The organism is Pseudoalteromonas sp. APM04, from assembly GCF_022809815.1.
GTDB lineage: Bacteria > Pseudomonadota > Gammaproteobacteria > Enterobacterales > Alteromonadaceae > Pseudoalteromonas > Pseudoalteromonas marina.
Genome location: NZ_CP094442.1, coordinates 377,921 through 404,584 on the forward strand (window position 1 = coordinate 377,921; position 26,664 = coordinate 404,584).

Annotated in this window: 24 protein-coding genes; 9 read left to right on the top strand and 15 right to left on the bottom strand. The window is 42.1% G+C overall.

Annotation, left to right across the window (positions count from 1 at the left end):
- Nucleotides 1–2 precede the first annotated feature (2 nt).
- From uraH to xdhA, 5 genes are read right to left on the bottom strand one after another with little or no spacing between them, the layout of a single operon-like run.
- A complete protein-coding gene (gene uraH, locus MTP24_RS17610; RefSeq protein ID WP_243533819.1) occupies nt 3–353 on the bottom strand; it encodes a hydroxyisourate hydrolase in 351 nt (116 codons plus the stop codon).
- Nucleotides 350–850, bottom strand: a complete 501-nt coding sequence (gene uraD / locus MTP24_RS17615; protein ID WP_243533821.1) for a 2-oxo-4-hydroxy-4-carboxy-5-ureidoimidazoline decarboxylase — start codon at nt 848–850, stop codon at nt 350–352. The genes uraH and uraD overlap by 4 nt, the downstream gene beginning before the upstream one ends.
- On the bottom strand, nt 847–1,737 hold the full coding sequence (gene xdhC, locus MTP24_RS17620) for a xanthine dehydrogenase accessory protein XdhC (RefSeq protein WP_243533823.1): 891 nt from the start codon (nt 1,735–1,737) through the stop codon (nt 847–849). Before xdhC ends, uraD begins: the two co-directional genes overlap by 4 nt.
- Nucleotides 1,730–4,069 carry a xanthine dehydrogenase molybdopterin binding subunit gene (gene xdhB / locus MTP24_RS17625; protein WP_243533825.1) on the bottom strand — a complete coding sequence of 780 codons (2,340 nt, stop codon included), beginning with the start codon at nt 4,067–4,069 and terminating at the stop codon, nt 1,730–1,732. The genes xdhC and xdhB overlap by 8 nt, the downstream gene beginning before the upstream one ends.
- On the bottom strand, nt 4,056–5,564 hold the full coding sequence (xdhA, locus tag MTP24_RS17630; protein WP_243533827.1) for a xanthine dehydrogenase small subunit: 1,509 nt from the start codon (nt 5,562–5,564) through the stop codon (nt 4,056–4,058). The genes xdhB and xdhA overlap by 14 nt, the downstream gene beginning before the upstream one ends.
- Before the next feature lie 473 nt (nt 5,565–6,037).
- Here xdhA and MTP24_RS17635 point away from each other — a divergent pair, with 473 nt between their 5' ends.
- From MTP24_RS17635 to MTP24_RS17650, 4 genes are all read left to right on the top strand, one after another.
- Entirely contained in the window at nt 6,038–6,877 is an 840-nt protein-coding gene (locus MTP24_RS17635; protein ID WP_243533829.1) for a DUF417 family protein, read from the top strand.
- Nucleotides 6,878–6,892: 15 nt separating this feature from the next.
- Nucleotides 6,893–7,144, top strand: a complete 252-nt coding sequence (locus tag MTP24_RS17640) for a Rho-binding antiterminator (RefSeq protein WP_243533831.1) — start codon at nt 6,893–6,895, stop codon at nt 7,142–7,144.
- 319 nt (nt 7,145–7,463) lie between these two features.
- Complete coding sequence (locus MTP24_RS17645; RefSeq protein WP_138739542.1) at nt 7,464–7,850, top strand: hypothetical protein; 387 nt, start codon at nt 7,464–7,466, stop codon at nt 7,848–7,850.
- A gap of 132 nt (nt 7,851–7,982) precedes the next feature.
- Nucleotides 7,983–8,216, top strand: coding sequence for a hypothetical protein (locus MTP24_RS17650; RefSeq protein WP_243533832.1), 234 nt, complete (start codon nt 7,983–7,985; stop codon nt 8,214–8,216).
- Nucleotides 8,217–8,640: 424 nt separating this feature from the next.
- Here the strand turns inward: MTP24_RS17650 and MTP24_RS17655 are convergent, their stop codons facing one another.
- The 10 genes from MTP24_RS17655 to MTP24_RS17700 all read right to left on the bottom strand — a co-directional run bounded on the left by MTP24_RS17655 (nt 8,641) and on the right by MTP24_RS17700 (nt 19,513).
- The gene (locus MTP24_RS17655) at nt 8,641–9,927 is read right to left on the bottom strand and encodes an allantoate amidohydrolase (RefSeq protein WP_243533835.1); all 1,287 of its coding nucleotides are present in this window, start codon (nt 9,925–9,927) and stop codon (nt 8,641–8,643) included.
- Between the two features lie 15 nt (nt 9,928–9,942).
- Entirely contained in the window at nt 9,943–11,172 is a 1,230-nt protein-coding gene (locus MTP24_RS17660; protein WP_243533837.1) for an alanine--glyoxylate aminotransferase family protein, read from the bottom strand.
- Between the two features lie 3 nt (nt 11,173–11,175).
- Nucleotides 11,176–12,000, bottom strand: coding sequence for a sulfite exporter TauE/SafE family protein (locus MTP24_RS17665; protein WP_243533839.1), 825 nt, complete (start codon nt 11,998–12,000; stop codon nt 11,176–11,178).
- Between the two features lie 11 nt (nt 12,001–12,011).
- Nucleotides 12,012–13,577 carry a gamma-glutamyltransferase gene (locus MTP24_RS17670; protein ID WP_243533841.1) on the bottom strand — a complete coding sequence of 522 codons (1,566 nt, stop codon included), beginning with the start codon at nt 13,575–13,577 and terminating at the stop codon, nt 12,012–12,014.
- Nucleotides 13,574–14,782 (bottom strand): amidase family protein, encoded by a 1,209-nt coding sequence (locus MTP24_RS17675; protein WP_243533843.1) that lies wholly within the window; start codon nt 14,780–14,782, stop codon nt 13,574–13,576. Before MTP24_RS17675 ends, MTP24_RS17670 begins: the two co-directional genes overlap by 4 nt.
- Before the next feature lie 340 nt (nt 14,783–15,122).
- A complete protein-coding gene (locus MTP24_RS17680; protein WP_243533845.1) occupies nt 15,123–15,605 on the bottom strand; it encodes a putative 4-hydroxy-4-methyl-2-oxoglutarate aldolase in 483 nt (160 codons plus the stop codon).
- A gap of 3 nt (nt 15,606–15,608) precedes the next feature.
- Complete coding sequence (locus tag MTP24_RS17685) at nt 15,609–16,262, bottom strand: TetR/AcrR family transcriptional regulator (protein WP_058429912.1); 654 nt, start codon at nt 16,260–16,262, stop codon at nt 15,609–15,611.
- A 171-nt stretch (nt 16,263–16,433) separates the two neighbouring features.
- Entirely contained in the window at nt 16,434–17,303 is an 870-nt protein-coding gene (locus MTP24_RS17690) for an alpha/beta fold hydrolase (protein ID WP_010556851.1), read from the bottom strand.
- Between the two features lie 119 nt (nt 17,304–17,422).
- Nucleotides 17,423–17,917 carry an ankyrin repeat domain-containing protein gene (locus MTP24_RS17695; protein ID WP_243533847.1) on the bottom strand — a complete coding sequence of 165 codons (495 nt, stop codon included), beginning with the start codon at nt 17,915–17,917 and terminating at the stop codon, nt 17,423–17,425.
- A 63-nt stretch (nt 17,918–17,980) separates the two neighbouring features.
- A complete protein-coding gene (locus MTP24_RS17700; protein WP_243533849.1) occupies nt 17,981–19,513 on the bottom strand; it encodes a catalase in 1,533 nt (510 codons plus the stop codon).
- Between the two features lie 364 nt (nt 19,514–19,877).
- Here MTP24_RS17700 and MTP24_RS17705 point away from each other — a divergent pair, with 364 nt between their 5' ends.
- From MTP24_RS17705 to MTP24_RS17725, 5 genes are all read left to right on the top strand, one after another.
- Nucleotides 19,878–20,546: an HAD family hydrolase gene (locus MTP24_RS17705; RefSeq protein ID WP_243533852.1), complete on the top strand. Its 669-nt coding sequence runs from the start codon at nt 19,878–19,880 to the stop codon at nt 20,544–20,546.
- A gap of 134 nt (nt 20,547–20,680) precedes the next feature.
- The gene (locus tag MTP24_RS17710) at nt 20,681–22,402 is read left to right on the top strand and encodes a hypothetical protein (protein WP_243533854.1); all 1,722 of its coding nucleotides are present in this window, start codon (nt 20,681–20,683) and stop codon (nt 22,400–22,402) included.
- A 40-nt stretch (nt 22,403–22,442) separates the two neighbouring features.
- Nucleotides 22,443–23,963 (top strand): mannitol dehydrogenase family protein, encoded by a 1,521-nt coding sequence (locus MTP24_RS17715; RefSeq protein ID WP_243533856.1) that lies wholly within the window; start codon nt 22,443–22,445, stop codon nt 23,961–23,963.
- Nucleotides 23,964–23,965: 2 nt separating this feature from the next.
- Entirely contained in the window at nt 23,966–24,883 is a 918-nt protein-coding gene (locus MTP24_RS17720; RefSeq protein ID WP_008128560.1) for a carbohydrate kinase, read from the top strand.
- A 301-nt stretch (nt 24,884–25,184) separates the two neighbouring features.
- On the top strand, nt 25,185–26,651 hold the full coding sequence (locus MTP24_RS17725; protein ID WP_006792628.1) for a carbon starvation CstA family protein: 1,467 nt from the start codon (nt 25,185–25,187) through the stop codon (nt 26,649–26,651).
- The last annotated feature ends 13 nt before the right edge of the window (nt 26,652–26,664 follow it).

Genomic DNA, 26,664 nt, shown 5'->3' on the forward strand with positions numbered 1-26,664 from the left:
AATTAGCTGCCTCTGTACGTTGAGTAGCCAAACGGGCTAAGCAATAACGGGATGTGATGATGCTTTTGATCTTGCAATCTAAAGGTTATTTGCGCTTCTGGATAAAACGCTGGGGTAGGCTGGTTTTTATAGTAACTATCTAAATCAAATACCAACTTATAGGTTGCAAATTCTACGTCTGTATTTAGCCAGTCGGTAATGCGCCCGTCGCTATTTGTGTTACCTTGGGCAATTAATTCCCACTTGTTATTAGTGTATACAAACAAGTGTACAGCTAAATTTGCTGCAGGTTTACCGGTGCTGGTATCGAGAATATGGGTAGTGATAGGGCTTTTGTTCATACTTTTATTCATATCAGGGACTCCAATCTTATTTTTGTTATTTTGGCTTGTTCGCTCGCGGCAATTGTTAGCTCTTTTTCGCGGGTGTTGTGTACGCGCTGCTCTATTAGCTCAAGCATTTGCTCAGCACTTTTACCGCTGGCACACACAATAAAAATAAAGCCAAATTTACTGAGGTATTGTTTATTTAGCTCAATCATTTTTTTTAGGGTTTGCTCGTTTGCTTTGCTCATACCCGATTGTTCGTGCCCCGCTTTTTTTGCGGTAGCGGCGTACTTTTTACTTAATGTTGATAAATCGCCTATTTGCGGGTGGCCTTCAAAAGCGGCCAAATAATCGCTCTCACTTAGGCTATCCCATACGGTTTGCGCACTGTGAAAGAGGTGATCTTTATTTTCAAATGGCATGATATTTAGCATACCGAGTACCCAGTTAGGAGCGGCGCAGCAGTGCTCTAATGCTTGATGCGCTTGCGCTGCATTTAGGTCGTTAATTTTTAAGCTACTCATGCGCTTTCTTCCTCGTGCGTGGTGCTAATTAATGCATTTTTAAGTACGCGCCATTGCAGGCCTTGGCGTTTGGGCGCATGGGTTTGCATAGCTTGATAAAGGCCAATTAACTGCCCGCTAATTGATATTGCTACTTCCATAGGGAGCTTGCCCGTTACATTTTCAAGCCCGACAGGGCAGGTCATTTGCTTTATTTGCTCGGTGGTAAAATCGCGATGGGCTAAGCGCTGTTTAAAGCGTTTTGCTTTAGTATCTGAGCCAATAACACCAAGCCAATTGGCATCGGCGCGTTTAATAATGGCTTGTGTGAGTGCAAAATCGAGCTGGTGGTTATGGGTTAATATTAAGTAATTATTAGCTTTGGGCGCGCTTTTTACTTGCTCTGTTGGCTCTTCATCAACCACTTTTATTACGTTATTAGGAAAAACCTGTGGGAATACATCGGCGCGGCTATCTATCCAACGTATGCGCATCGGTAATTGCGCCAATATACCAATAAGCGCCTGTGCTACATGGCCTGCGCCATAAATATCAAGCGTAAAGCGCTCGCATTGCATGCACTCAAGCATAACGGTGGCAGCTCCGCCGCAACATTGGCCTAAATTTGCGCCTAGGTTAAATTGCTCTATCACTTGGGCTGCTTCGCCTTTAGCAAGTAGCTCACGTGCTTTTTCTATTACTACGTATTCAAGGTGACCACCGCCAAGGGTATCGTAAATGTGCTCGCCGCTTATTACCATTTTAGAGCCTGTGCCACGGGGGGTTGAGCCATTGGTGCCAAGCACCGTCGCAATAACATAGTTAGTGCCGCTCTGCTCATGCTCGTTTATAGCTTGCGCCCAATTTTGAGTATGAAAACCCTGAAACGACTCATTTAAATTAGCCATGTTGCTGCTCCTTAAACCAGCTGGCGGTTTGCTCAATTGCATTAAGTACTCGCTCTGGTGTGGCAGGTGTATCAAGTGGGGCAGTGTATTTGTAATCGGCCACACTGCTTATGGCGTTACGAATAGCGCTCCACACACTAAAGGCCAGCATAAACGGCGGTTCGCCAACTGCTTTTGATCTAAAAACGGTGGTTTCTGGGTTGGCAGAGTTATATAAATTTACGTTAAATTCGGCAGGGGTATCGCCAATAGCAGGTATTTTATAGTTAGCAGGGCCAAAGCTGGCAAGCTGGCCTTTATCGCTCCATTGTAAGTCTTCAGTGGTAAGCCAGCCCATACCTTGCACAAAAGCCCCTTCAACTTGCCCTATATCAAGTGCTGGGTTTATTGAACTGCCCACATCGTGCAGAATATCAACACGGGTTACTGTGTTTTCGCCTGTCAGCGTATCTACTTCTACTTCACTCAGTGCTACGCCATGCGCGTAATAAAAAAACGGTCGGCCTTCGCCTTTCGCTCTGTCGTAATGAATTTTAGGGGTGGCGTAATAACCGGTTGATGAAAGCGATATTCGATTCATGTAAGCAAGGTTTGCAAGTTCGCTAAAGCTAATTTCGCCTTTGCTAAAGGTAATGAGGTTATCTTTGAATACAATACTTTGGCTGTCTACTTCAAAGTGCTCGCTTATAAAGCCTATTAAACGCTCTTTTATGGTATTTACGGCGTTAAGCGCTGCCATACCGTTTAGGTCAGTCCCGCTTGATGCGGCGGTTGGCGAGGTGTTTGGTACTTTGTCGGTACGGGTCGCGCTTATGCTTATTGCGTCAAAATCAACGCCAAAGCCATGAGCTACAATTTGCGCTATTTTAGTGTTTAAGCCTTGGCCCATTTCGGTGCCGCCATGGTTTAAATGAATCGAGCCATCGCTATATACATGCACGAGTGCACCCGCCTGGTTTAAGTGCTGTACGGTAAACGATATACCGTATTTAACCGGCGTCATCGCAAGGCCTTTTTTGATAATGGGCGATGATGCATTAAAGGTTTTAATTGCCTTTTTTCGCGCCCAGTAATCACCCGACTCCTCAAGCTGGCTTATCATATCTTTTAAAATATGTTGCTCTACGGTTTGATGGTACGGCGTGGTGTCGCGGCCTTTTTTGTATAAATTAAGTTTTCGGATCTCAAGCGGATCTTTACCTAATTTAGCGGCTATGTCGTCCATTATTAGCTCGCCCATGATCATGCCTTGCGGGCCACCAAATCCTCTAAACGCAGTGTGACTTACGGTGTTTACTTTACAGCGGTTCCCTTTAATGGTGGCCGCTGGGTAGTAATACGCGTTATCTGCATGAAACATTGCGCGGTCGACAATGGCATCAGATAAATCAGGTGAATAACCACAAAACCCATTTACGGTTACATCAGCGCCTTCAATTAGGCCATTTTCGTCAAACCCTACATGGTATTGGTTATAAAATGGGTGGCGCTTGCCGGTAAGTTTAAAGTCGTCGCTGCGGGCTAGGCGCATTTTAACGGCGCAGCCAAGGTAGAAAACTGCAAGGGCTGCAAGGCAAGCCCACGGTGCGCCTTGGGTTTCTTTACCGCCAAAGGCTCCGCCCATGCGGCGGGTTTCTACATTTACAAAGCTAAATGGCTTTTTTAAAATTTTAGCAACTAAGTGCTGCACCTCTGTTGGGTGCTGTGTAGAACATTGAACATGAATCCCGCCATCATTGTCGGGCTGAGCGAGTGCTATTTGCCCCTCAAGGTAAAAGTGTTCTTGCCCGCCTACGTGTATTTCACCTTTAAGTTGGTGGGCTGCATTATTTATGGCTTGCTCGCTATTACCGCGCTTGAGTGAATGTGGCGGTCTTACCCAGTGCTCTTTTTTTATCGCTTCTTTAATATCAAGTATGGGGGTGGTTTGCTCGCACTCTATAACCACTAAGCGAGCAGCGCGGCGCGCCATTTCGTAGCTGTCGGCAACGACTACCAGCACAGGTTGCCCGTGGTATTGAATTTCGTGATTGGTTAATAGCACATCACCTGGGAATATTGGGCCAATATCAAGCTTACCGGGTACATCATCAGCCGATAAAATACGCTTAACACCTGCCACTTCAAGCGCTTTGCTTGTATCAATTGATTTAATAAAGCCGCTGGTAATGGGCGCAAGTACAGGGTAGGCGTTTAAGCAGCCATGAGGCTCTGGGTTATCGTCGGCGTAGTTTGCATTGCCACATACTTGTTTTATTGCACTTTCGTGGTACTTAGATTGGCCAACGCTTCCGCCTTGGGCTTTTAGTTTATCCATTTCAAAGTGACGCATGTGAGATCCTCGTAATGGCAATGTTGTTATTATTTTTATTACTACTAGGCTGTGCACCGCAAAACTCAATACCAATACGCTGTAGCAAGTTTTTGCTTACTGTAGTGCGGTAATGTGCGCTGCTGCGTACATCGCTCATTGGGGAAAAGTCGTCATTTATAGCGGCTGCGGCATCTATAAACGTACTTACTTGTAAGGGCTGAGCATTAAGCTTTTGCTCTATGTGCGCGGCGCGTTTGGGTATTGCAGCCATACCGCCCATGGCACAGCGGGCATTGCTAATTACGCCTTGTGTTTGCTCAATAGCCAGTACTAAACACACAGTAGATATATCGTCTTCAAAGCGTTTTGAAATTTTATGGCACGCAAGCTTTAACGAGTCTGGGCGTTTAGGTACGGTAATTTTGCTAATGACTTCGTCGCTTTTAATGACTGTTTTTTTGTAATCAACAAAGTAGTCAGCCACGTTTATGGTACGTGTGCCTGTTGCGCTTAATAAATCCATGGTGGCATTAAGTGCAATTAATAATGGAGCTGGGTCGCCAATAGGAGAGGCATTTCCTATGCTGCCGCCTAAGGTACCACTGTTACGTACTTGATTAGAGCCTAGGCGTTCAAACAGCTCTTTAGACTCAGGGTAGTAAGTGTAAAACGCTTCAACAAATTGGCTGTAAGGGAGTGCTGCACCAATATGTAGCTCGCCGTTGTTATCGCTTAATGTGCACAGCTCACAGGTTTGGCTAAGGGATATTATTACATCGGGCAATAGCATGTTTTGGCTAAGCTCAATGGCAAAGTCGGTGCCACCAGCAACCAAGTGTGCATGCGGATATAGCGCTTTTAGTTCAACTAGCTGCTTAGCATTTTGAGGCAAGTAGAATTTGCGTGGGCCATTTTTTAAAAATGGAACATCGTCATCATATTGCGTATTAAGTGAGGCTTTAAACTGAGCGGCCATGGCTGAGTAAGGCTCATTTTTGCGCTCATAGCTGTAGGCTTTTTCTACTGCGAGTAAAATAGGGCTGTAGCCAGTACAACGGCACAAGTTGCCACCTAAAGCATGAATAGCAGCTTTTTTACCTGGGTAACTCGGTTGATTAATATAAAGCGCCAACATGCTCATTATTATACCTGGGGTACAAAAACCGCATTGCGAACCATGGCACTCTACTAATGCGCGTTGTACTGGGTGTAAATCATCAAGGGTTGGGTAAAGCCCCGCTGTTACAGCTTCTACGGTTACTATGTGTTTTGCGTGTGCATTGCCTAATAAAAGCAGGCAGCTGTTCATGGTTTGGTAGTGCCAAACAGGGTTACCGTTTAAGTTTGTTTTTTCTTCGCCGACTAAAATTGTGCACGCGCCACAATCGCCTGTAGCACACCCTTCTTTAGTGCCCACTTTCCCTTTTTTGGTGCGTAGCCAGTCCAAAATGGTGAGACTTGGCGAGCATTCTTGTTCTTCAATTGGCGTGTCATTTAATAGAAACTGAATCACACAGACCCCCTTAGCTTTTTAACACCCTGTTTTTAATAAGGTTTATTGTTTGCTTTTTCGTATTGTTATTGCGCAAGTAAGAAAAAAGCTGTTTTATTATGATTAATACTTTGCAGTTAATATGCCATATCTGACCGATCGGTTAGCTTTTTGGTGTTTAGTTAATTTAACAAGCATTAAAAGCAAGGGGGTGTATTTATTTTTATATTTTATATCAGTGATTTAGTTTGTTTTTATTCTTTTTTATATGAGGTTTTTAAATTTTTTTGTTAGTTTTTAGTTGGAGTTTTAATAGCTTTTATCTATCAACCTGACCAAAAGGATATGTTTATTTATGTGAGTTTTTTGTTTTTGAAAAGTGCGCTTATATAACTTTTTAAGTTACATATGAGTGAATATTTGTTTGGCTAGGTTGAATGCTTTTTATAAAGAACAAGGTCTTTATTAGGCATGACAAATTTAATGAGCACACAATGAACTTAACACACACAAATAACGCACTCACCTTCATACTTACACTTAGCTTTGCATTACTTGGCGTATCGTTTGCGCTAGGTGCAAACCCAAACACACTCATAGCGACCTTTAGCTTTTATGAACTTGATACGTTATTCAGTGTAAATACGTTAGGTTTGTTCACAGGCACCGCTATGATTGCATTGGCACTCGCCACTTTCGCTGCACATTTTAAATTACTAAAGCCTTTGCCTGTAGCGGTTTTAGCGTTAATTGTTTGCATAGTGCCTTTACTTACTTTATTGGCCAGTAACCGTTGGATGGCACAGTTAGGCGGCTTTCCAATTATTGGCAGTGGGCAAGGCATTATTAAATACTTTGCTGTTATTCCTTTGTATTTATTTCTGTTTTATAAAAATAAGCTCACCGACAAACAACATGTATTTTTAAACTTTATACCGGTTGCGATGGTTTTACTGTGGATTGGCTGCATGAAATTTTATGAGTTTGAAGCCAAAGCCATTGTAGGCTTAGTAGAAACCTCACCGTTTATGTCGTGGTTATACACTGTATTTAGCGTACAAGGCGCATCAAACGTAATTGGCGGGTTTGATATATTATTTGCAGTGCTTCTTGGCGTGGGTATTTTACTTAATAATAAAAAGCTCATTATAGTGAGTGGTTTAGCGTGCTTAAGTGTTTTTTTAATGACCCAAACATTTTTAATTACCGCCACCGGCGCATTAAGTTCAGGCGCGTTATTAGATCGATTAGGCCAATTTGTAATTAAAGATTTATGGTATATAGGCAACTTAATTGTTATTGCTACTTTAATGCTACTTAAGCCAGCTAAATAATGTAAAGAGAACTTTATGATCAGTTGCAACCATTACGATTACATCGAAATTGCTTGTATGCACAGGCTGAATATTGAGCTTGTATTAAAAAATGGTGATAGTGTATGTGGTGTAGCAACTGATACAAAACGCAATGCACTCAAACAAGAGTGCATTTCCATGAATGCAAGTGGCGAGCTAAAGCTCATAGAACTTACCGGCATTAGTGTAATTAAAGCGCTCACTCACAACCCGTATTTTGATAATGTAAACTTTGAGGCTAATTGAACTCTCTGCTGTAGCTTTATTAATAATGCTGCAAAGGCAGCGCTGTAAACCCCTGTTAAAAACAAACAATGTATACAACCCGCAACTTTTACTCTAATTCGCAACCCAACCCAATAACCTTATCAATACGGCTTTTGTATCTTATAAAAAATCACTTTTATAACCTCTAATTGCTTGTTTACATTGCAGTTATTTGGTGGGATTATTAAGCTATATTATGTGTGCCGTTTACGGCAAGCGTCATATCCTTTATTTGGAGTAGTTGTTGTTAAAGTGTAGTAAGTGCAAAACAAAAAATAGTTTTAAAACTGATTTTTGGATGTCAAAAATCGATATGGTGGGATTTCTTTTTCTTAGCCTTTGTTTATCTATTCCAATAGGTTTCTTGGCTTTTTTAGCTGAAGAGTCACAAGGTTTTGCTTATTTTATAGCTTTTTTTACATTTGTTATTGCGGTAATTGGCAAGCACTATAAGGTTGTGGCACTTTTATTTGTTGAGTTGTGTATAGATTCAGCACTCTACGAAAATGGCGCTTATGAATTTAGTTTTATGGTGGCAACAGCGTTTGTTCTGACGTTTATAAAAATTGGAAGTAAAGTGTATGGCTTCTTTTTTCAGTGCGTTAACTATAAGTTCGAATTAGATATCACCTGTGGTAAGTGTAAGAAAGTTTATAAGCAATTAAAATTACCGCAGCAGGCATAGTCACCATATATCAAGCGCATTAAAAATGGCGTTAAATGCTCTTTTGAGACTCATTCTCTGCTAATTATAGCCAAGCATCCCCGCATTATATGCGATCGTTAGCAATCATCAATCTTAGTAAGGAGCCAACATTTGAAAAAAGTTATACTCGCTGTTGCAGTTTTAATGTCGAACATTTCACATGCATCGGAAAATGCGAAAAGTATTTTTGATGAATATACGAAGTTAGGCAGTAATTTTGACGTGAAAGTTGCTTCTTTATATGCAAACGATGCCAAAATTCATTCCTATCGCGTTTACCCGCATGGTACGGAGCGTCAAATGGAAATTACGGGTGAGCATGGAAGGTGCTTGTCCAACGTGTAATGCCATTGGCAAAAATGACAAAAGCACATTCAAAAACATAGTAATAAAGTCTGAAGGAAATGGCTACAAGATCAAGGCACACCGATATTCTGAAAATAAATGTTATACCGATTAACGCTATTATATGCTTCTAAAAAGAACGGAGAAGGGGCAGCTAGAAATTGTGGAAGAATACATGGAAACACAGCCGCAATCTGATTGCTAACCTACCACCTAGTTACATTATTAAATAATTGACGTAAATGCGCTGTTTAAACATCAGTAATATTACAATTGAATATAAAAAGCAGGTATTTACTATTACTGCTGTAGCTGTAGCTGTAGCTGTAACTCATCTTGGAGATATGCGAGTAAAACCTCACAAAGTTAATCGTTAAATAGAGCAATACTTACATTTTAACCCCTGTATTACTCATTAGTTTCACTATTCTTTTAACGTTTGTGTATACAGTACAAGTGCGCTGTACATTACGCTGAGTGCTTTTGTTACATCCTCATCAATAACAGCTTCTGCTGGGTGATGGCTTATGCCGCCAGGGCTGCGTATAAATAGCATGCCAACGGGGCAAATTGGAGCGATTGCCATTGCATCGTGCCCTGCACCAGAGGCAAGTGAAGGCGATGCTTGGTTGTTGAGTTTACATGCGCTTGAAAACAAATGTTGAATAGTGGTGTCGCATGCAACGGCACCGGCTGCATGCGTCCATTGCCAATCAAGCGTTAAATCACGGCTAGTTGCAATTTGCTCCGCGCGAGTATGTATTGCATTAAGTAATACTGCTAGGTCGTCATCGTTTTGAGCACGCGCATCTAGGCTTATAGTCGTTTTACCGGCAATAACGTTTGTTGCGCCGGGGCGCGATTGTATTTGTCCTACGGTGGCAACTTCGCCATTTTTAGCATTGTTTGCTAGTTTTTCAATTTCGGTTACTAATTCAGCGCAGCCTGCTAGTGAATCCTGCCTCAAGTTCATTGGAGTTGTACCCGCGTGGCCGCTTTGACCTGTTAAAGTGATCATAGCGCGTTTGGCGCCAGCAATAGCGGTTACTACGCCTAGCGCCTGATTTACCGATTCAAGCACAGGGCCTTGCTCTATGTGGGTTTCCCAGTAACCGAGTAACTCGTTTTTGTTGAGCGCAGCTTTTGCGTAATCATCTGGGTTTAAACCAAAATCCAGCATGGCTTGGCGCATAGTAATACCGTTTGTATCTTGTATATTTAACCACTGCGGGTCAAACTCGTTTGCCAGTGCTTTTGAGCCAATTAAAGTGGTGGCAAAGCGGGTGCCTTCTTCATCACAAAAACCCACAACATCTAAATGAAAGGGTAGATCTAGCTCTAATTCATGTGCAATGGCGGCTATTTCAATACCGAGTAACACCCCTAAAATGCCATCAAATGCGCCGGCATTGGGTACGGTGTCAAGGTGTGAGCCTATAATTAAGCGTTTAGCGTTTGGGTTTGATGATGCCAAGCGCCCCCATAAATTGCCGACTTCGTCTTGCCACGATTGCATGCCTGCCTCAGCCATCCATTGGGTAGTAACGCTATTGCATTCTTTGTGCTCTTTAGATAAATACACACGGTGAATGCCGCCTTGCATTTGCGATAGGCTGCTTAGTGTTTTACAACGCACTAAGGCGCGTGCAGCAAACTTATTAGCCAGCTCGCTGTTTAATAATGGCTCATGGAGTGGGCTTGCAATCGGCATGCTAAATCCTTTTTATTATTTGTAATGGGAAAGGGCGGCAATAGCTGCTTCGCCTTTAGGGCCTTTGTAACCGTTGGCATGCAGGCAGGCATCTAGGCTTGCCAATGTTTGTAATACGGCATCTTTACGGGCGTTGTAGCCCATGGTGCCAATACGCCAAATTTTGCCATGCAGTGGCCCAAACGAGGTGCCAATTTCAATACCAAAGTCGGTTAGCATTTGTCCGCGTACATGGTCGGCGTTAATTCCTTCGGGAATATACACACCCACTACGTTGTTCATTTTATGACTAATGTCGCCAAATACGTTTAAGCCCAGCGCTTGAATACCCGTTAGCATGGCATCGCCGTGTAATTTGTGGCGGGCAACGCAGTTATCTACGCCTTCTTCAATAACAATGCGTGCACATTCTGATGCGCAATACAGCATGCTGGTGGCTTCGGTGTGGTGGTTAAGGCGCTCTTCGCCCCAGTAATTCATGATCATGCCTAAATCAAAGTAGTTAGAGCGTACAAATGGCTCGGTGCCGTCGGTATGCTCCGCGGTGCGGATCCCCGCTTCTACTTTTTTACGCTTTTGGATCCAATTAGCGCATTTATCGCTTAGTGTTAATGGCGCAGAGCCAGACGGGCCACCTAAACATTTTTGCAAACCAACCGACAGCGCGTCGAGTTTCCACTCATCGGCGGGTAAATCGTTACCCACAATTGAGGCGGTGGCATCGCAGTAAAATAATACATCGTGCTTTTGGCAAATATCACCAATGTGTTCAAGCGGCTGGTTCATGGTTGTTGAAGTATCGCCTTGCACCATGGCAAGTACATGGGGTTTTACATCAACAATGGCTTTTTCTATTTGTTCGGGGGTAAATACTTCGCCCCAGGGTACGTCTATGGTGTGTACCTTTGCGCCTACGCGCTCGGCTATTTCAACAAGCAAGTGGCCAAAGCGCCCCATAATTGGCACCAGCACTTTATCGCCCGGGCGTAAAATAGAGCATAAAACGGCTTCTATTCCTGCGCGCGATGTGCCGTCAACTAACATGGTCCATTCGTTTTTGGTTTTAAATATTTCGCGATAGCGGGCCATGGTTTCGTTCATAAAACCGGTCATTACTGGGTCGTATTGGCCAATTAGCTGCGCCGACATAGCACGCAGTACGCGTGGATCTGCGTTAATTGGCCCAGGCCCCATGAGTAAACGCTGCGGTGGATTTAAAGTTTGAATTTGCGTGTTGCTAAACATGTTTTAGGCTCCGAGAGTCTGAATAAGCATGCGAATACCCGTTATCATTAAGACAATGGCAAAAGCGCGTTTTAATTGTTTTTGATCCAGCTTGCTACCAATTTTTACGCCAATAGGCGCAAACAAAATAGTGAGTGGAATAATAAGTAAAAAGGCAGGGAGGTTAACTAACCCCCACGTACCTAGGGGAGCATCGGTTGGCGTTGTGCCAATACTTAATAAGGTAATTACGCCAGGTAGCGCAATCAATAAGCCAAATACGGCTGCAGTGCCTACGGCAACATGGGCACGTACGTTAAATGCGTTAAGCATGGGCACACCAATTGTGCCGCCGCCAATGCCTATCATTACCGATAAGCCACCGACAATACTTGCCATCATACCTTGGCCAAATTTACCCGGTAACTTACTTACAAGGGCAGGGGCGCCGGCTCTAAATAACATGTTAAGGCTGACTAAAATAGCAATACAAGCAAACATAAGTACCAGTGCATTACCGCGTATTGAGTGCGCTAAGTAGCTGCCTACAACGGCCATTACTAAAATAAACGGCGCCCAGTATTTAATTAAAGCAAGGTCAATGTTGCCCTTTGCATGGTGCGAGCGAATAGACGAAATAGACGTAGGCACTATGGTGGCAAGCGATGTCGCTGTAGCTATCATCATGGCCGACTCAGGGCTTACACCAAACCCTTGCAGTAAAAAGTACAGCACAGGTACGATAACAATACCGCCGCCTACACCAAAAAGTCCTGCTAAAATTCCGGCAAAAATACCGGTTGCTATTAAGGCCACAATAATTGGCCATTGATTCATTATTTCTGTCATGTGTGTTCCTACTACGTTGATGAAACAGTTGCACGGCCATCAGAGCGAGGATCCGTTGCAGCTTCAAGGGTTGTAGGTGTATCTAAAATAGCACCTGCGTGACCCATCATTTCGTTATTGTCCTCGACACTTACCCAGTCGTGGCTACGTTTATTTAATTCATTGTCTATTTGGGCAGCGAGGCTGTGTTCTATTTTTAAATTTGTGCTGGTGTCGCCCCATGTGCGGCCAAGTAACCAGCGCGGATCGCTTACCGCTTGGTTAATTGACTTATTTCGCCACGCGTATCCGGCAAATACAGCGGCTTGAGTTTGTGGTTGGCCTTCACCACCCATAGTGCCATAGGCAAGGCGTCTGCCATCGTCAAACTTAGCCATAGCCGGGTTAAGGGTATGTGCTGGGCGTTTATTTGGCGCTAGTGCATTGGTATCTTTAGTGTTTAAGCTAAAACTTAGCCCGCGGTTATTCCATACAAATCCGCCTTCGCTCATGAGTATGCCGCTACCAAATTCCCAGTAAATACTTTGAATAAAGCTCACTAGTTGGCCGTTCTTATCACGTGCTGCCATCCAAACGGTATCGCCGGGCTGGGCATCAAACGGCCATTTTTTGGCGGTATTCATATCAATATTGTTGGCAAGCTCGCTTAAGCGCTCATCTGTTAGTGCGTTTTTATAATCATCGCCAAGCGCTTTAGGGTCGGCCCAAAGCGTTGGGCGGTGCGTAAAGCTTTGCTTGGTGGCTTCTACAATTAAGTGGGTCCAATCGGCTTCGGTGTTAGCGGTGTGTTTTAGCTTATTAACGGTACCAATTATTTGTAGCGAATGTACGCCTTGAGTAGGTGCAGGTAAGTTATAGCAATTAATACCCGACAAATTAGCATTTAGCGGGCTTACTACATCGGCTTGCGTGTTGGCAATATCATTTGGGGTAATAATGCTGCTAGCTTTGGCTAAATCGGCTGAAAACGAGTCGGCAAGTTCGCCTTCATAAAATGCATTTAAGCCATGTTTAGCTAAATGCTCAAAGGTATCGGCAAGTTTTGGGTTTTTAAAATGTTGGCCTGCTTTTAACGGTTTGCCATTTGGGATGTATAGTGCTTTAAATGCATCATTTGTATTGGTAACCGTCGCGAGTTTTTCACAGCCTGCTTGCAAACTTTTGGTAACAGTAAACCCTTCGCGGGCAAGTTTGATAGCTGGGGCTAAAATAGTACTTAGCGAAAGGGCTGCGTGCTCATCTAATTCAAGGGCTTTTTGCCAGCCACGAAGTGTAGCCGCTTGAGTCAATGCGCTTAAACCGCCACGATCTGGTATTTGTTGCTCATTGCTGTAGGCGCTGATGTCGTTTGGTGCACGTCCGCATGCATCAATTGCGGTGGGTGTGCTTTGGTTTGGGTTGTCAATAAGCCAAAAACTGTCGCCACCAATTGAGTTCATATGTGGGTAAACCACGCTAATAGCAGCGGCTGCTGCAACCATAGCCTCGGTGGCGGTGCCGCCTTGTTTTAGTATTGAGGTACCTGCCTCTGTCGCTGAGAAGTGCGGGGCCGTAAAGGCAATGTTGTGTGCGTTCATGTGAGAGTTTCCTGTTTAAAATATGCAGCTAGTTGTGTTGCGCAGGCAAGTAAGCTTTTATCGTTATTGTGGCTCATCATGAGTGAAAACCCATATGGATGGCCATTTGCTAGATTAGTCAATGGTAAGTGAACTTGCGCCGAGCGGCTCAAGCCCGCAATAGCCGATAGCGTAATTATTTGCATGCGTAAGGCGCTTGTGTCGGCGCCCAATTTAGGTGCGGTTGTTGGGGTTGTTGGCAAAAATAAGCAGCTAGTTGAATTTAGGTTTTTAGCAATTAATGTTTGCCATTGAGTTTGAACGTTAAGTGCCTCTTTTTCTTCTTGAGTGGTTAGTGCCAATGCCATTTTAAAACGGGCTGCAATTGCCGGAGCAAACTGGGGAGGCAGCTCCGGCAACTGAAGCCAATCTTTGTGCGCTTTAGCAATAGCACGTCCTTGCAATATTCTAAAACTATCAGCGAGTTCGCTTAATAAGCTGATGTCAGGTAGTTCAAATTCTTTGTGGTGTTTAAAATAAGGTTTGGTTTTTTTAAGCAATTGTTTAAGTGGTGCTTGTAAAGCTGGGCTGACTAGCTCAAATAAGGGCTCACAAATAACCAAGGTATTTACACTATTAATAGCTTGGCTTGGTAACAATACGTCGCCTACTTTTTCTAGTAGTTCTGCACTTTGGGTAAGCCAGCCAATGGTATCAAAAGGGGGAGCTAGCGGAATTAGGCCGTCTTTTTCAATCACGTTATGGCTTGGTCTAATACCAAATAAGCCGCAGTAACTTGCGGGTATTCTAATAGAGCCGCCAGTATCGGTGCCCAAGCCTATGTCAGCTAAATTGCCGGCTACCGCGGCGGCTGCTCCCATACTAGAACCACCGCATGCATGCCCTTTTATTTTGGGGTTTTGTGCTGCGCCATAGTGAATGTTATTTCCCTCTAAGCTATAGGCAAGCTCGTCGGTATGGGTAAAACCTTTAAAAATACAGCCTGCATCCATTAATTTGTTTACACTACTTGCTGTTTGCTGGGCTGGTGGATGTGTTTTAAACCAGCAGGGATTACCTGCACTGTTTTTTTGCTTTTTAACGGCAAATACATCTTTTACGGCTAGGCGCTTAGTGCTTAGTGTGCCCGTTTGACTTGATTGCCAATTACTGGGTCCATGGTCACAAAATATACCTGTGTTTTTAGTTTTCAATTGCGTGTTCATTTTGTAACCCATCTACATAAAACTGACCAAATGGTTATTTACTAATTTTAAATTGAGTAAAAGAGAATAGTGTTGTTATTTTTTTCGACTCTCTACGTAATATCTTATTTTTATTAACTGAGCACTAATTGTACTTTGCATCGGTGGTTGTGGTTTTAGCGAACTTAATACAAGCAAAACAAATGCCAAAAGTAAAATCCTGTCCGACTGGTCAGGTTTTTGGGCGTTGTAGAGGAGGATTTATAATTTTGAAGTTTTAAAGTGGGTGTTTTTAACCGCAAAACAAACCAACTTGGTGCATTGCTGCACCAAACTGGTTGTTATTATTTACACGAATTTATTAAATAAGGGGGGCTTTACTAATTATTAGGCCATTTACGTCGCCATACAACCAATCGTTTGGTGCTATTGCGGTATTTAGCATATTAATAACTTGGTCTTGATCGCCAAAACCGCGCTTAAGTGTGCTACGAGGGGTTGAACCAATTGCCATTACGGGTAAATTCATAGTGGCAAGTATTTCTATATCGCGGCAACAACCATTTATTACAACACCTTCCCAGCCATGTTGTAGCGCGCGTTCGGCCATAATGTCGCCAATAAAAGCAAAACGTTTGCTAGCAAACCCATCAATTACTAACACTTTCCCTTTACCATCTTGATGGAGAACATCGGCGGCAAGCGAGTTGTCTTCTGGGCAGGTTACCGTTACTGCTTGGCCACTAAAGGTGGTTTTTTTACCAAAGTGGCGCAAGCCACTATCTGCTACTTGAACCGAGTTGCGGTGATCGTCGAATAGGTCAGGGGTTGTAAAGTTTTCCATGTGTTAGGCCTCGTTTGGGGCGGGTATTTTTAAGCCAATACCTTTTAAAATTATGTGGGCAATTGATTGTGTTATTTGTGCCACGTCGGTTTCATCATATTCTAATTTGTTCATAACTAGCAGTACTTCTGCTTGAAAGTCTGCGTAGTATTGTGTTGTTGACCAAATAGTAAATAAAAGGTGATGGGGATCCACTTGGTCTATTTTTTTTGCGTCCATCCAGGATTGAAACACATCAATTTTTTGTTTAACCCAAGGCCGTGTATTTGTTCTAAAGTAGTTTTGTAAATAGGGGGCGCCACGCAAAATTTCATTGGCAAATAAACGAGATTGAAGAGGTTGGTTTACGGCAAGTATTACTTTACTTTTTATGTAGTTATAAAGCACTGCTGCGGGGTCGTCTTCAGCGGTGACGTTATCAAGGCCTAAGTTCCAATTTGCTATTATTCTGTCTATTACCGCTTCGTAAAGGCCATCTTTGCTTTTAAAGTAATACAGTATGTTAGCTTTTGGAACGCTAGCCTCTTTTGCAACCATGCTCATGCTTGCGCCGTCATACCCATTAAGAGAAAATAATTGCTCGGCGGCATTTAATATGAGCAGTTGGTTTTTTTCCCGAGTGACTTCTTTTTTATTTGGTTTTATTTGTGTGGTCATTATTGATTGTGCGTGTTTAACGTGTTGATTGATTGTAGCTTTACTGACCGAAAGGTCAATTACTAAAGTGGCTTTAAATTTAACAGCACGTAAATATGCTTAGGTATGCAGAGGTTAGATGGAGTTAGCAGGTGTGTGTTTAGCGTATAGGGAGCTAAACACACCATGGTGTTAAATACTATGTTTGTTTAGCCAGTCTAGTGCTAAAGGCCATAAAGCGGCAGACCTTTTACTAAAAAACTTCATATGGCCAATATCTTTCAGGTTATATTCACTGGGCGTTAAATGTAGCGTTTGTGCGTTAAGTTTTGGAAAAACAGAAAGCATATCAGCAACATTATCGTTATTTGCTATATCATCATCGCTGGCATTAATCCAAAGCGAAGGCATGGCTAGTTCATTATAAAAATGTTGAAATACTGTATTGCCAAATGCTGATTTAACATACCCTTGTGCGTTACACCATTTTTGCCACTGTTGAGCTACGCCTTTAGGTAAAGGCTCGCCCATACCAAACCATTGTGATTTAGTATGGCCAAATAGTGCATTACTCACCGGAATAACCCCATTCATAAAAAAGTGTGCTTTTACCTGATACGCTAAGCGCATATTGGTTAACTTGCCCGACGAACACGCAAAGTTGAACAGTGAGCTGAGTTGAGTGGCATTGTGCATTAAACCTACTAGCTGCCCGCCGGCACTGTGACCTATCAAATGGTAGTGGGTATTCGGAAATGTTTTTTGAAGTTGTTCTAGCACTGCGGGCATATCCTGCTCGCCCCACGATTGCAAATTCGCTTTACTATTTTTAATGCTGCCTTTAAGTGATTGGCCTATCCCGCTGTTGTCAAACGTAATAACGGCAAATCCATTTTGCTGCAAGTAAGTAGCAAAGTTTGCATAAAACTGCTGCTTAATCCCCGTTGCAGGTGCAATCATTACTGCGCCTTTTATGGTGTCTTCTGGTTTAAATACATGCGCGCTTAATGTTTGCCTGTTATTGCAGGTAATAGTGATGTGATCAAAGTGTGGTGTGGCCATTAGAGTTATTATTTTCCATATAAAGTACACAGGTGAAAAGAATAGCTGGTTAGACCAGTAGAGGCAATAATACTATTTTTCCCGTGTTCATGTCCTAATGGCAAAAAATCAAAAACAAGCTATTTTGCGTCACTATTCACCTGCGCTAGTAAGTCGAGTACTTTTTGTTGACCAAAAGTTTGTGCAAATTGCTCTGCTGTTTGGCCAGCTTTGTTTTGATGGGCGTTATCGCAATCAAGGCTGACAAGTGTTTTAGCTATACTAAATTCGCCTCTAAATATAGCGGCCATTAGGGCCGTATTACCACGCTTATCTTCAAGGCAGGCATTAGCGCCTAACTGTAAAAGCGTGTTAACTGTGCTTTTATTACCGTGATAAGTGGCAATCATTAGCGCGGTGTAACCTTTGTTGTTGTAACTATTAATAGGAATGCCAGCATCAACAAACTGCGTTATTACGGCGGTGTCGTCGGTGCGTGCGGCTGCAAAGTAATAAGCAAGTAGGCTTTCGTACTGTGTTTGGGCGGTTGTTGGCTCATTTACAGTGCTTTGTTGTTCATTACCAAAGCTTGAAAAGCTCATCACTAAAGTAAATATTATAAGTAATTTACGCATACGGTTTACCTTTTAAAAAAAGAGGAAGGGAGAGTCGGTCCTTCCTCTAGGTTGGGTAAAATATTAAAGTTTAGCGGCTAGTTGCTTAACTTGTTTCATGTCGCCGTTTACAGCGTTAGTTAAGCGTGTACCGTATTCGCTATCTGCTTTGTAGAAGTGGCTAAGCATTTTGTGCTTTACTTTGCTGTCTTTCACTTTGCCTAAATCGCCGGCTAAGTTGTTAACTAAGTTAGTGCGTTCTTGCTTACTAAAGCCACGGTAAAGTACGCCAGCTTGTGCGAAGTTTTGCTGCTTTTTAATCGCGGCTTGTTGTACAAAACCTTTAAGTTCAGTGTCGCTTCTACGTGCAATTGGGTTTTCTGCTACGTTTTCGTGACTTGGTTGGTAGTTCACATTACTTGTTGTATTGCCGTAATTCATTGCGCCATCTTGGTTGTAGTTAACCACATCAACTTTTGCGCGGTTAATTGGCAATTGTTGGTGGTTAGCACCTAAGCGGTACATTTGTGTATCTGAGTATGAAAACACACGCCCTTGTAATAGTCTGTCTTCAGATGGCTCAATACCCGGGATTACATTTGCCGGTGCCATTGCAACTTGTTCTGTAGATTGAAAGAAGTTAGTTGGCATACGGTTTAAGGTCATTGTACCCACTTTTGTTTCTTTAACGTCTAACCACATTTTTGTTGCATCTAATGGGTTGTAATCAAAGTCATCTAACTGCGATGGGTCAAGTGTTTTAATGTATAGGTCCCACTTAGGGAAGTTGCCTTTACCAATTTCGGTGTACAGGTCGCGTGTTAAGTGTTGAAAATCTTTTCCTTGTACTTCGGCTACTTCTTTTGAATCTAGGTTGTCGATACCTTGTTGGCTTACCCAATGAAACTTAACGTATTTAACATCGCCTGATTTATTAATCATTTTATATGCATGCACGCCCCAACCATCCATTTTACGTAAGCTTGCTGGTGTACCGTAGTCGCTGTATACCCACGTTAACATGTGAGTAGAGCCCGGCTCGTACGAGAAAAACTCAAATAAACGGTTAGGATCTTGAATGTTATCTACCGGAGATGGCTTTAATGAGTGAACCATATCTGGGAATTTAATCGCGTCACGGATAAAGAACACAGGTAAGTTGTTACCTACTAAATCCCAGTTACCTTGGTCTGTGTAAAATTTTGTAGCAAAACCACGAGGATCACGCAGCGTTTCAGGGCTACCTTTTGAGTGAATTACTGATGAAAAACGAACAAATACGTCTGTTTCTTTACCTGCTTCTGCAAATGGCGCCGCAATTGTTAAATCGTCTAGTTCTTTTGAGGCTACAAACACGCCGTGTGCGCCAGTTCCTCGCGCATGCACTACACGTTCAGGGATACGCTCGCGTGCAAAACGTTGCAGCTTTTGAATTAGGTGTACGTCTTCAAGCAATACACTGCCGCGCTCACCGGCGGTCATTGAGTTTTGATTATCGCCAACAGCTGCGCCGTTGTCTTTTGTAAGAGTGGTAACCGCACTTGCAGGTAATGCCACTGCAAGGGCTAATGCGCTTAAAGTTAATTTAGTTTTTGTTGTGTTTATTTGAGTTTTCATTGTCGACCTCATTATTTAAAAGTGCCGGCAGTGTTGCTGGCTGTTTAACTGTTAACGAGTGTATGGGTTAAATTTATTTCGGTAAAATTGATTGTTTAGATTACAACAATCAAAAAAGTAGATTGGCATCTGCAGTAAATACACTTGTTGTGAATACGGCATGCGATTTTAGTCGTAACAGCTAAAATCAAAACTAATGAAAATCAACAGCTTTTTTATTGAGGTGTTGATTATTTGAACTATGTGGCGGGTTTTTAAGTTCACAACGTGTTGACATATTATAATAATAAAGAGAATATGCTCAATCTCTGGGCTTATGCTCAGGTTTGTGTTTGCATAAAACTAAATGCAATAAGGTAAAAAAATGAACCCTAAAATTGAACTGGTTATTTTTGACTGTGATGGCGTTGTAATTGACAGCGAAGTTTTAAGTGCGCAAGTGCTCATCGATATGCTTGTTGATAAAGCGGTGTTTATTGACCGTGCTTATGTACAAGAACATTTTTTAGGGTGCAATTTTAAAGCGGTTACTCAAAAGATAGCTGATGCTTTTAATGTTGAATTGCCAGAGCGATTTGAAGCTGATTATAGAAATGCACTTTTACATGAGTTTGAAACAGCCCTAATGCCCACAAATGGCATTAAAGAGGTATTGGCTAATTTAACTACACCTAGCTGTATAGCAACTAGTAGTAGCCCTGCACGAACAGAAAAAGCATTAAGCGTCGTTAAATTGAGTCATTATTTTGATGAGGTGTTTACTTCAAGTGAAGTAAAAAATGGCAAACCTGCGCCGGATTTATTTTTACACGCCGCTAAAAAAATGGGGGTTAGTCCAGCCCATTGCTTGGTAATAGAAGACTCTATAGCGGGCGTGAGTGCGGCGCTTGCCGCAAATATGCAAGTACTTCATTACAGCGGTGGAGGGCATATGCAAGGAGCTGTTAATTTTGTTCACAAGGCATACCCCGAGGTTGCTCATTTAACAGATTGGAAAGCGTTTTATGAAATGTATCCAACCCTAAAAATATAAAAACAGCGTTGATTTAGTCCCACACTGACATGAATGACGTTGTTTAAGAATTTTCGAGGTTGTGTGCTTAGCCGCACACACAACTAAATGCACGTTTTTGTGATTATTATCGTGTTAAAACAATAGGAAGTACCATGGCAACGAGTCCACACACACACACATTTAAAGATGTAAACGAAGAGCAACTTCCCGTTGCTAATAATAAGCTTCATGGTTGGAAGCATTTTGCCGGATTATACGCGGGTGAGCATGTTGCAGCCACTGAGTTTGTTATTGGTGCAACATTTGTTGCACTGGGTGCATCAACCATCGACATTTTACTAGGTCTATTAATTGGTAATTTATTAGCAATGTGTTCTTGGTGGCTAATTACAGCGCCAATTGCAGTAGAGACGCGTTTAAGCTTATATAATTATTTGAACAAAATTGCTGGTAACTCAATGACTAAGCTCTATAACTGGGCTAACGTCATTATTTTTAGTGTTATATCGGCGGCGATGATTACGGTATCGTCCACTGCGGTTCGATTTTTATTTGATATTCCTGCACAGTTAGATTGGTACCCAAATAGTTTAGCGTTTGTGGGTATTGTTTTAGCCGTTGGCTCTATTGTTGTATTTGTGGCTATGTATGGCTTTTCTACTGTAGCTGACTTTTCTAAAATTTGTGCACCCTGGCTATTTGTTATTTTTATTGCGGGCTCGTTTGCACTTTTCCCTGAACTTTCAAATCATGTAATTGGGTCAACCACGTTAACCAGCTTTAGTGACTTTATGACCATTGGCGACTCATCCATATGGACCGGTACGAACGCAGAAGGTGAGCAGGGGATTGGCCTTCTTGAGGTAATTGGTTTTGCGTGGGCTGCTAACTCTATTACTCACTTTGGTTTAATTGATATGGCGATTTTTAGATTCGCCAAGCGCAAAAGCTATGGTTTGTTCTCGGGCGTAGGCATGTTTTTTGGTCATTACTTAGCGTGGATCTCTGCCGGTATTATGGGTGCAGGTGTTGCGGTATTACTTAAAACAACTATTTCATCACTCGATCCAGGCGATGTGGCTTACCACGCATTAGGTTGGACTGGGTTTGTTATTGTAATTATTGCCGGTTGGACTACTGCTAACGCAAACCTATATCGTGCGGGGCTTGCGGCGCAATCTATTTTTGTAAACCACTCTCGTGAGCGGACAACCGCTATTGTAGGGATTGTGACCGTAGTTATTGCATGTTTCCCGTTCGTATTTTCTCAAATGCTACCTTTACTTACTTATGCTGGCTTATTGGTTGTGCCTGTTGGGGCGATTGTATTTGCCGAGCATGTATTATTTCCTAAAATTGGCTTAACGCGCTACTGGGCTAAATACAAAAACATAACTCGAAGTGTGCCGGCCATTGCGTCTTGGGCGTTAGCGTTAGTGTTTGGCTTTGGTTTAAATGCGCTAGATGTTATGTCGTTTTATTACTTATTTATACCTACCTGGTTTTTTACCATTGTTGTTTACACGCTGTTAGCGAAAAAGTATGGCGCTGGTGAAGACTACAAACAACATATAGCTGCCGAGGAACAAGAGCAACGTGATATTAAAGCGTATCAAGCAGCGCAGGCGAAAGACATTCCAAAACCTGTAGTTGATGGTTCTATGTTTACTAAAGTGCTTAATGCGGTTTCGACTATTTCACTTGTCATTATTTGTATATTTGCAAGCCAAGTCATGTTTTTTAGCGACACAATGAGCATATATAGCGCAAACAAATTGCAGTTTGAGATAGCGTGTTTCGTCTGTACGGTTATCTATTTTGTTACCGCTTATTGGTCCTTAAAACGCCATAAAGCGCTCAATGCTGCATTGTAATTTACACGTTTTTTAATTTTTGTTTTAGTAAGGCCGCACCATGACACAACATCACACTAATGCCCTTGTTAAAGGGCTAAACCAACAAAGCTTGGCATATATGCCAAGCCATGTAGACACCCCTAGCTACGACCGCAGTAAAGTAAAAGCAGGTATAGTTCACATTGGCGTTGGCGGTTTTCACCGTGCTCACCAAGCCATGTATATTAATGAGTTATTAAAAACGCCAGGTTCTGAGCAATGGGGTATTTGTGGTGTAGGCTTGCTTGAAGCAAATCGTGGACTTCGCGATGTATTAAAGCAGCAAGACTACCTTTACACATTAACGGTAAGACACCCAAATGGGACAATAGACAATACCGTTATAGGTTCTATGATTGATTTTTTGTTTGCGCCTGAAAACAAACAAGCTGTTATTAATAAGCTCGCACACCCTGATACTAAAATTGTGTCTTTAACTATTACTGAAGGCGGATACAACTTTAACCCAGTAACGGGTGAGTTTGATTATGCAAACCCAGACATAATTAATGACATTAATAATCCAAACGATCCTATTACTGCATTTGGATATATAGCAGCTGCGTTGAAGCTACGTAAAGAACAAGGCCTTAATGCGTTTACAGTACAGTCTTGCGATAACATTCAACATAATGGCAATGTAACGCGCAAAATGTTACTCGCTTTTGCCGCAGAGCAAGATGCAGCATTAAGTGAATGGATTGCTGCTAATGTAATGTTTCCCAATGCTATGGTAGACCGAATTACGCCAGTATCTAAACAAAGTGATATTGAATACGTTGTTGATGCTTACGGTGTTAGCGATGAATGGCCAATAACGTGTGAATCGTTTACACAATGGGTAATTGAAGATTCATTTTGTGACGGGCGGCCAAATTGGGATAACGCTGGTGCTCAATTTGTAAAAGATGTAACCCCTTTTGAAACCATGAAAATTCGCTTATTAAATGCAGGCCACTCAGTACTGGGTTTACTGGGATCTGTACATGGCTATGGCACAATTGACGAAACAGTATCAGATCCCTTATTTGCAAAGTACTTACGTGCGTTTATGGATAAAGAAGTAACGCCTAACCTAGAGCAATTAGAAGGCATTGATCTTGAAATCTACAAAGACACACTTATTGAGCGTTTTGCAAACCCTAATATTAAAGACAGCTTATCGCGTATTTGTTCGGAGAGTGCAGCTAAACTACCTAAGTTTTTAATTGCCACTATTAACGAAAACCTAGCGCAAGGGCGAGATGTATCACTAGCTACACTCGTTATTGCTGCATGGTGTTTTTATAGCGACAAAGGGGAAGATGAGCAAGGCAATACGCTTGAAGTCATTGATGCAATGCAAAGCGAGCTTCATGAAGCTGCTGCTAAAACGACGACTGATAACCTTGCATTTTTATCGCTAACAAGCTTATTTGGCGATTTAAACACGCAAAGCGCCTTTACGTCTCACTACAAAAACAATGTAGACGCGTTATACGCACCAGCAAGCAAAATAAAAGCAATTATGAAAAACGTGCTTGAGCCTAAAGGTAACTAATAATGAGCATTTTAATTGATTCTAAACAAGGTAAAGACGTAAGCGTAAGTTGTTTTGGCGAAGTGCTATGGGATTGTTTTGCAACAGGTAAACGCTTAGGTGGTGCACCATTAAACATGTGTGTGCGCATTAACTCATTAGGTATTAAAGCCGACATGATAAGCGCAGTAGGTAACGATGAATTAGGTACTGAGCTTCTTGGCGAAATTAAAGCAAAAGGCGTTAGTTGCGATTATATTGCCGTTAATAACGACAAAAAAACCAGCACCGTACAAGTTACTTTAGACAAAAGTGGTTCAGCCAGCTACGAAATAGTCGCTGATACGGCATGGGACAACATTACTCTTACTGATTCACTTATTGAAAAAGTAAAAGCCAGTGATGTATTTGTATTTGGCAGCCTAATTGGCCGCAGTGAAGCTTCACTTGCTACGCTAAACCAGCTAGTTGATGTAGCTAACTTTAAAGTGTTTGACGTAAATTTACGCGCCCCGCATTACACATTAGACACGCTAGTAGATTTAATGAATAAAGCAGATTTTATCAAGTTAAACGATGAAGAGCTTTACGAAATTGCCAAAGCAATGGGGTGTAAGTTCCATTCGCTTGAGCAAAACCTAGCATTTATTGCAGAGCAAACTAACACTGAATATTTATGTGTAACCAAAGGCAGTCACGGCGCACTGTTAACTGTTAAGGGCCAAAATTATTATAATTCAGGCTATTTAATTAGTGTTGTAGACACAGTGGGCGCTGGGGATTCATTCTTAGGTTCATTGATATATCAGTTATGTAGCAGCGATTGTGCTCAGTATGCGGTTGATTTTGCCTGTGCGATAGGGGCTATGGTTGCAGAAAGTGCAGGTGCTACACCTACATTGACTCATGAAAAAATTAACGAATTTATGCGTCCTCTTTAAAAAAATTGTGTGTTGAAAGCGGCTTAAGCAATATGCTTAGCCGCTTTTTTTTGCCTAAAAATAGTGTGGTAAACATACATTTTGAACGTTTAGACAGCGGTATTCGTCAGGTTTCTAAACGAGTTATCAAATTACTTCATAAAGTGAACAAATCATGAACGATTGCGACTAAGGTATTAGCTAAACGTCTAATTGTTTGTAATAAATAGCTTTGATATTGTTCCAAAGTTATTAAGTCACATTTATGCGAAGCGATACACACTGCGCTTCTAAATACCCATACAAAAGAGAAACGTGCTTTATGATTATCTTTTTTATTTGCCTCACCATATTAATTCTGGGATATAAGTTTTATAGCCCATTTGTAGAAAAACAAGCAGGCATGGATTCAACGGTTGATACACCACAAAAACGCTTTAGTGAAGGTGTTGATTACGTGGCTATTCACCCTGTTCGTGCTTTTTTAATTCAATTTTTAAATATTGCGGGTGTGGGTCCAATTTTTGGCCCTATACTGGGCGCTTTATATGGTCCGGTTGCGCTCGTATGGATTGTGTTAGGAAATGTATTAGGTGGCGCTGTTCACGACTTTTTCTCAGGTGTAATGAGTATAAAAGAAGACGGTAAAAGCTTACCTGAAATAGCTGGTCACTATTACAATGTTGTATTTAAAGGCTTTATGCTTATTTTCACCGCAATGCTGTTATTTTTTGTTGGTGTAGTATTCATAATGAGCCCAGCGGGTTTACTTAGTAACTTAAATTTATTTGAAGGTACATTTTTAGCCAATAATACTTTTTGGGTATTGGCTATTTTGGCTTATTACTTTTTAGCGACGCTGCTACCAATTGATAAGATCATTACACGTTTTTACCCTATTTTTGGTTTGTTAATGATTGTTATGACAGTCGCTGTTGCCGTGTCGTTACTTATTAACGCGCCACATTTACCGGTTGCTGGCGACTTTTTGGCGTATTTTGAAGCCGATCACGCGCATGACTTTTTAGCACCAAACCCCGACGGGTTACCAACTTGGCCCCTATTATTCATAACCATTACCTGTGGTGCTATTAGTGGTTTTCATTCAACGCAAGCGCCTATTATTGCTCGTTGCTTAACAAACGAAAAATATGTACGCCCGGTGTACTACGGTGCCATGATGTGTGAAGGCATTGTTGGTTGTGTTTGGGCATTGGCTGGTATTGCGGCTTTCCCTGAAGGTTATGCTGGTTTAAAAGCAATGCTTGATCAAGGTGGTCCAGGCTTAGTTGTAAACCATATTGCAAATAGTTACTTAGGTGTATTTGGCGGTATTATGGCAATTATTGCGGTTGCTGTTTTCCCTATTACCTCAGGCGACACCGCATTTCGTTCACTGCGCTTAACGGTAGTTGATGCCTTTAATATTCCGCAAAGTATACGTAATCGCCTGTTGTTGGCTTTACCTATTCTAACTATTGCTTACTTTATGACCAAGTTGGATTTTTCATTAATTTGGCGTTACTTTGCGTTTTCAAATATGTTGCTTTCTACCAGTGTACTATGGCTTGCTACTAAGTATTTGTTTGACCGTGGCACCTTTCATTGGATTGCAAGTATACCTGCGGTTATTGCAACGGCTGTGACCTTGTCGTATATCACAACAGCTGCAATTGGCTTTAACTTATCGAGCGATTTAGGTAAACCCATAGGTGCAGGGGTCGCGGTGGTTGGCCTGATCATACTTGCCATCGTGCATGCTAAGCATAAAGCGAGCCCAGCAGTTTAAATTATTTCCGTGT

What these genes read in the sequence shown, in the direction of transcription:
- MTP24_RS17685 (WP_058429912.1), bottom strand. Translation starts at nt 16,262, where the DNA reads ATGACCACACAAATAAAACCAAATAAAAAAGAAGTCACTCGGGAAAAA.
- uraH (WP_243533819.1), bottom strand. Translation starts at nt 353, where the DNA reads ATGAATAAAAGTATGAACAAAAGCCCTATCACTACCCATATTCTCGAT.
- MTP24_RS17715 (WP_243533856.1), top strand. Translation starts at nt 22,443, where the DNA reads ATGACACAACATCACACTAATGCCCTTGTTAAAGGGCTAAACCAACAA.
- MTP24_RS17725 (WP_006792628.1), top strand. Translation starts at nt 25,185, where the DNA reads ATGATTATCTTTTTTATTTGCCTCACCATATTAATTCTGGGATATAAG.
- MTP24_RS17680 (WP_243533845.1), bottom strand. Translation starts at nt 15,605, where the DNA reads ATGGAAAACTTTACAACCCCTGACCTATTCGACGATCACCGCAACTCG.
- MTP24_RS17660 (WP_243533837.1), bottom strand. Translation starts at nt 11,172, where the DNA reads ATGTTTAGCAACACGCAAATTCAAACTTTAAATCCACCGCAGCGTTTA.
- uraD (WP_243533821.1), bottom strand. Translation starts at nt 850, where the DNA reads ATGAGTAGCTTAAAAATTAACGACCTAAATGCAGCGCAAGCGCATCAA.
- MTP24_RS17645 (WP_138739542.1), top strand. Translation starts at nt 7,464, where the DNA reads ATGTCAAAAATCGATATGGTGGGATTTCTTTTTCTTAGCCTTTGTTTA.
- MTP24_RS17640 (WP_243533831.1), top strand. Translation starts at nt 6,893, where the DNA reads ATGATCAGTTGCAACCATTACGATTACATCGAAATTGCTTGTATGCAC.
- MTP24_RS17710 (WP_243533854.1), top strand. Translation starts at nt 20,681, where the DNA reads ATGGCAACGAGTCCACACACACACACATTTAAAGATGTAAACGAAGAG.
- MTP24_RS17720 (WP_008128560.1), top strand. Translation starts at nt 23,966, where the DNA reads ATGAGCATTTTAATTGATTCTAAACAAGGTAAAGACGTAAGCGTAAGT.
- xdhC (WP_243533823.1), bottom strand. Translation starts at nt 1,737, where the DNA reads ATGGCTAATTTAAATGAGTCGTTTCAGGGTTTTCATACTCAAAATTGG.
- MTP24_RS17665 (WP_243533839.1), bottom strand. Translation starts at nt 12,000, where the DNA reads ATGACAGAAATAATGAATCAATGGCCAATTATTGTGGCCTTAATAGCA.
- xdhB (WP_243533825.1), bottom strand. Translation starts at nt 4,069, where the DNA reads ATGCGTCACTTTGAAATGGATAAACTAAAAGCCCAAGGCGGAAGCGTT.
- MTP24_RS17635 (WP_243533829.1), top strand. Translation starts at nt 6,038, where the DNA reads ATGAACTTAACACACACAAATAACGCACTCACCTTCATACTTACACTT.
- MTP24_RS17675 (WP_243533843.1), bottom strand. Translation starts at nt 14,782, where the DNA reads ATGAACACGCAATTGAAAACTAAAAACACAGGTATATTTTGTGACCAT.
- MTP24_RS17700 (WP_243533849.1), bottom strand. Translation starts at nt 19,513, where the DNA reads ATGAAAACTCAAATAAACACAACAAAAACTAAATTAACTTTAAGCGCA.
- MTP24_RS17705 (WP_243533852.1), top strand. Translation starts at nt 19,878, where the DNA reads ATGAACCCTAAAATTGAACTGGTTATTTTTGACTGTGATGGCGTTGTA.
- MTP24_RS17695 (WP_243533847.1), bottom strand. Translation starts at nt 17,917, where the DNA reads ATGCGTAAATTACTTATAATATTTACTTTAGTGATGAGCTTTTCAAGC.
- MTP24_RS17690 (WP_010556851.1), bottom strand. Translation starts at nt 17,303, where the DNA reads ATGGCCACACCACACTTTGATCACATCACTATTACCTGCAATAACAGG.
- MTP24_RS17670 (WP_243533841.1), bottom strand. Translation starts at nt 13,577, where the DNA reads ATGAACGCACACAACATTGCCTTTACGGCCCCGCACTTCTCAGCGACA.
- MTP24_RS17655 (WP_243533835.1), bottom strand. Translation starts at nt 9,927, where the DNA reads ATGCCGATTGCAAGCCCACTCCATGAGCCATTATTAAACAGCGAGCTG.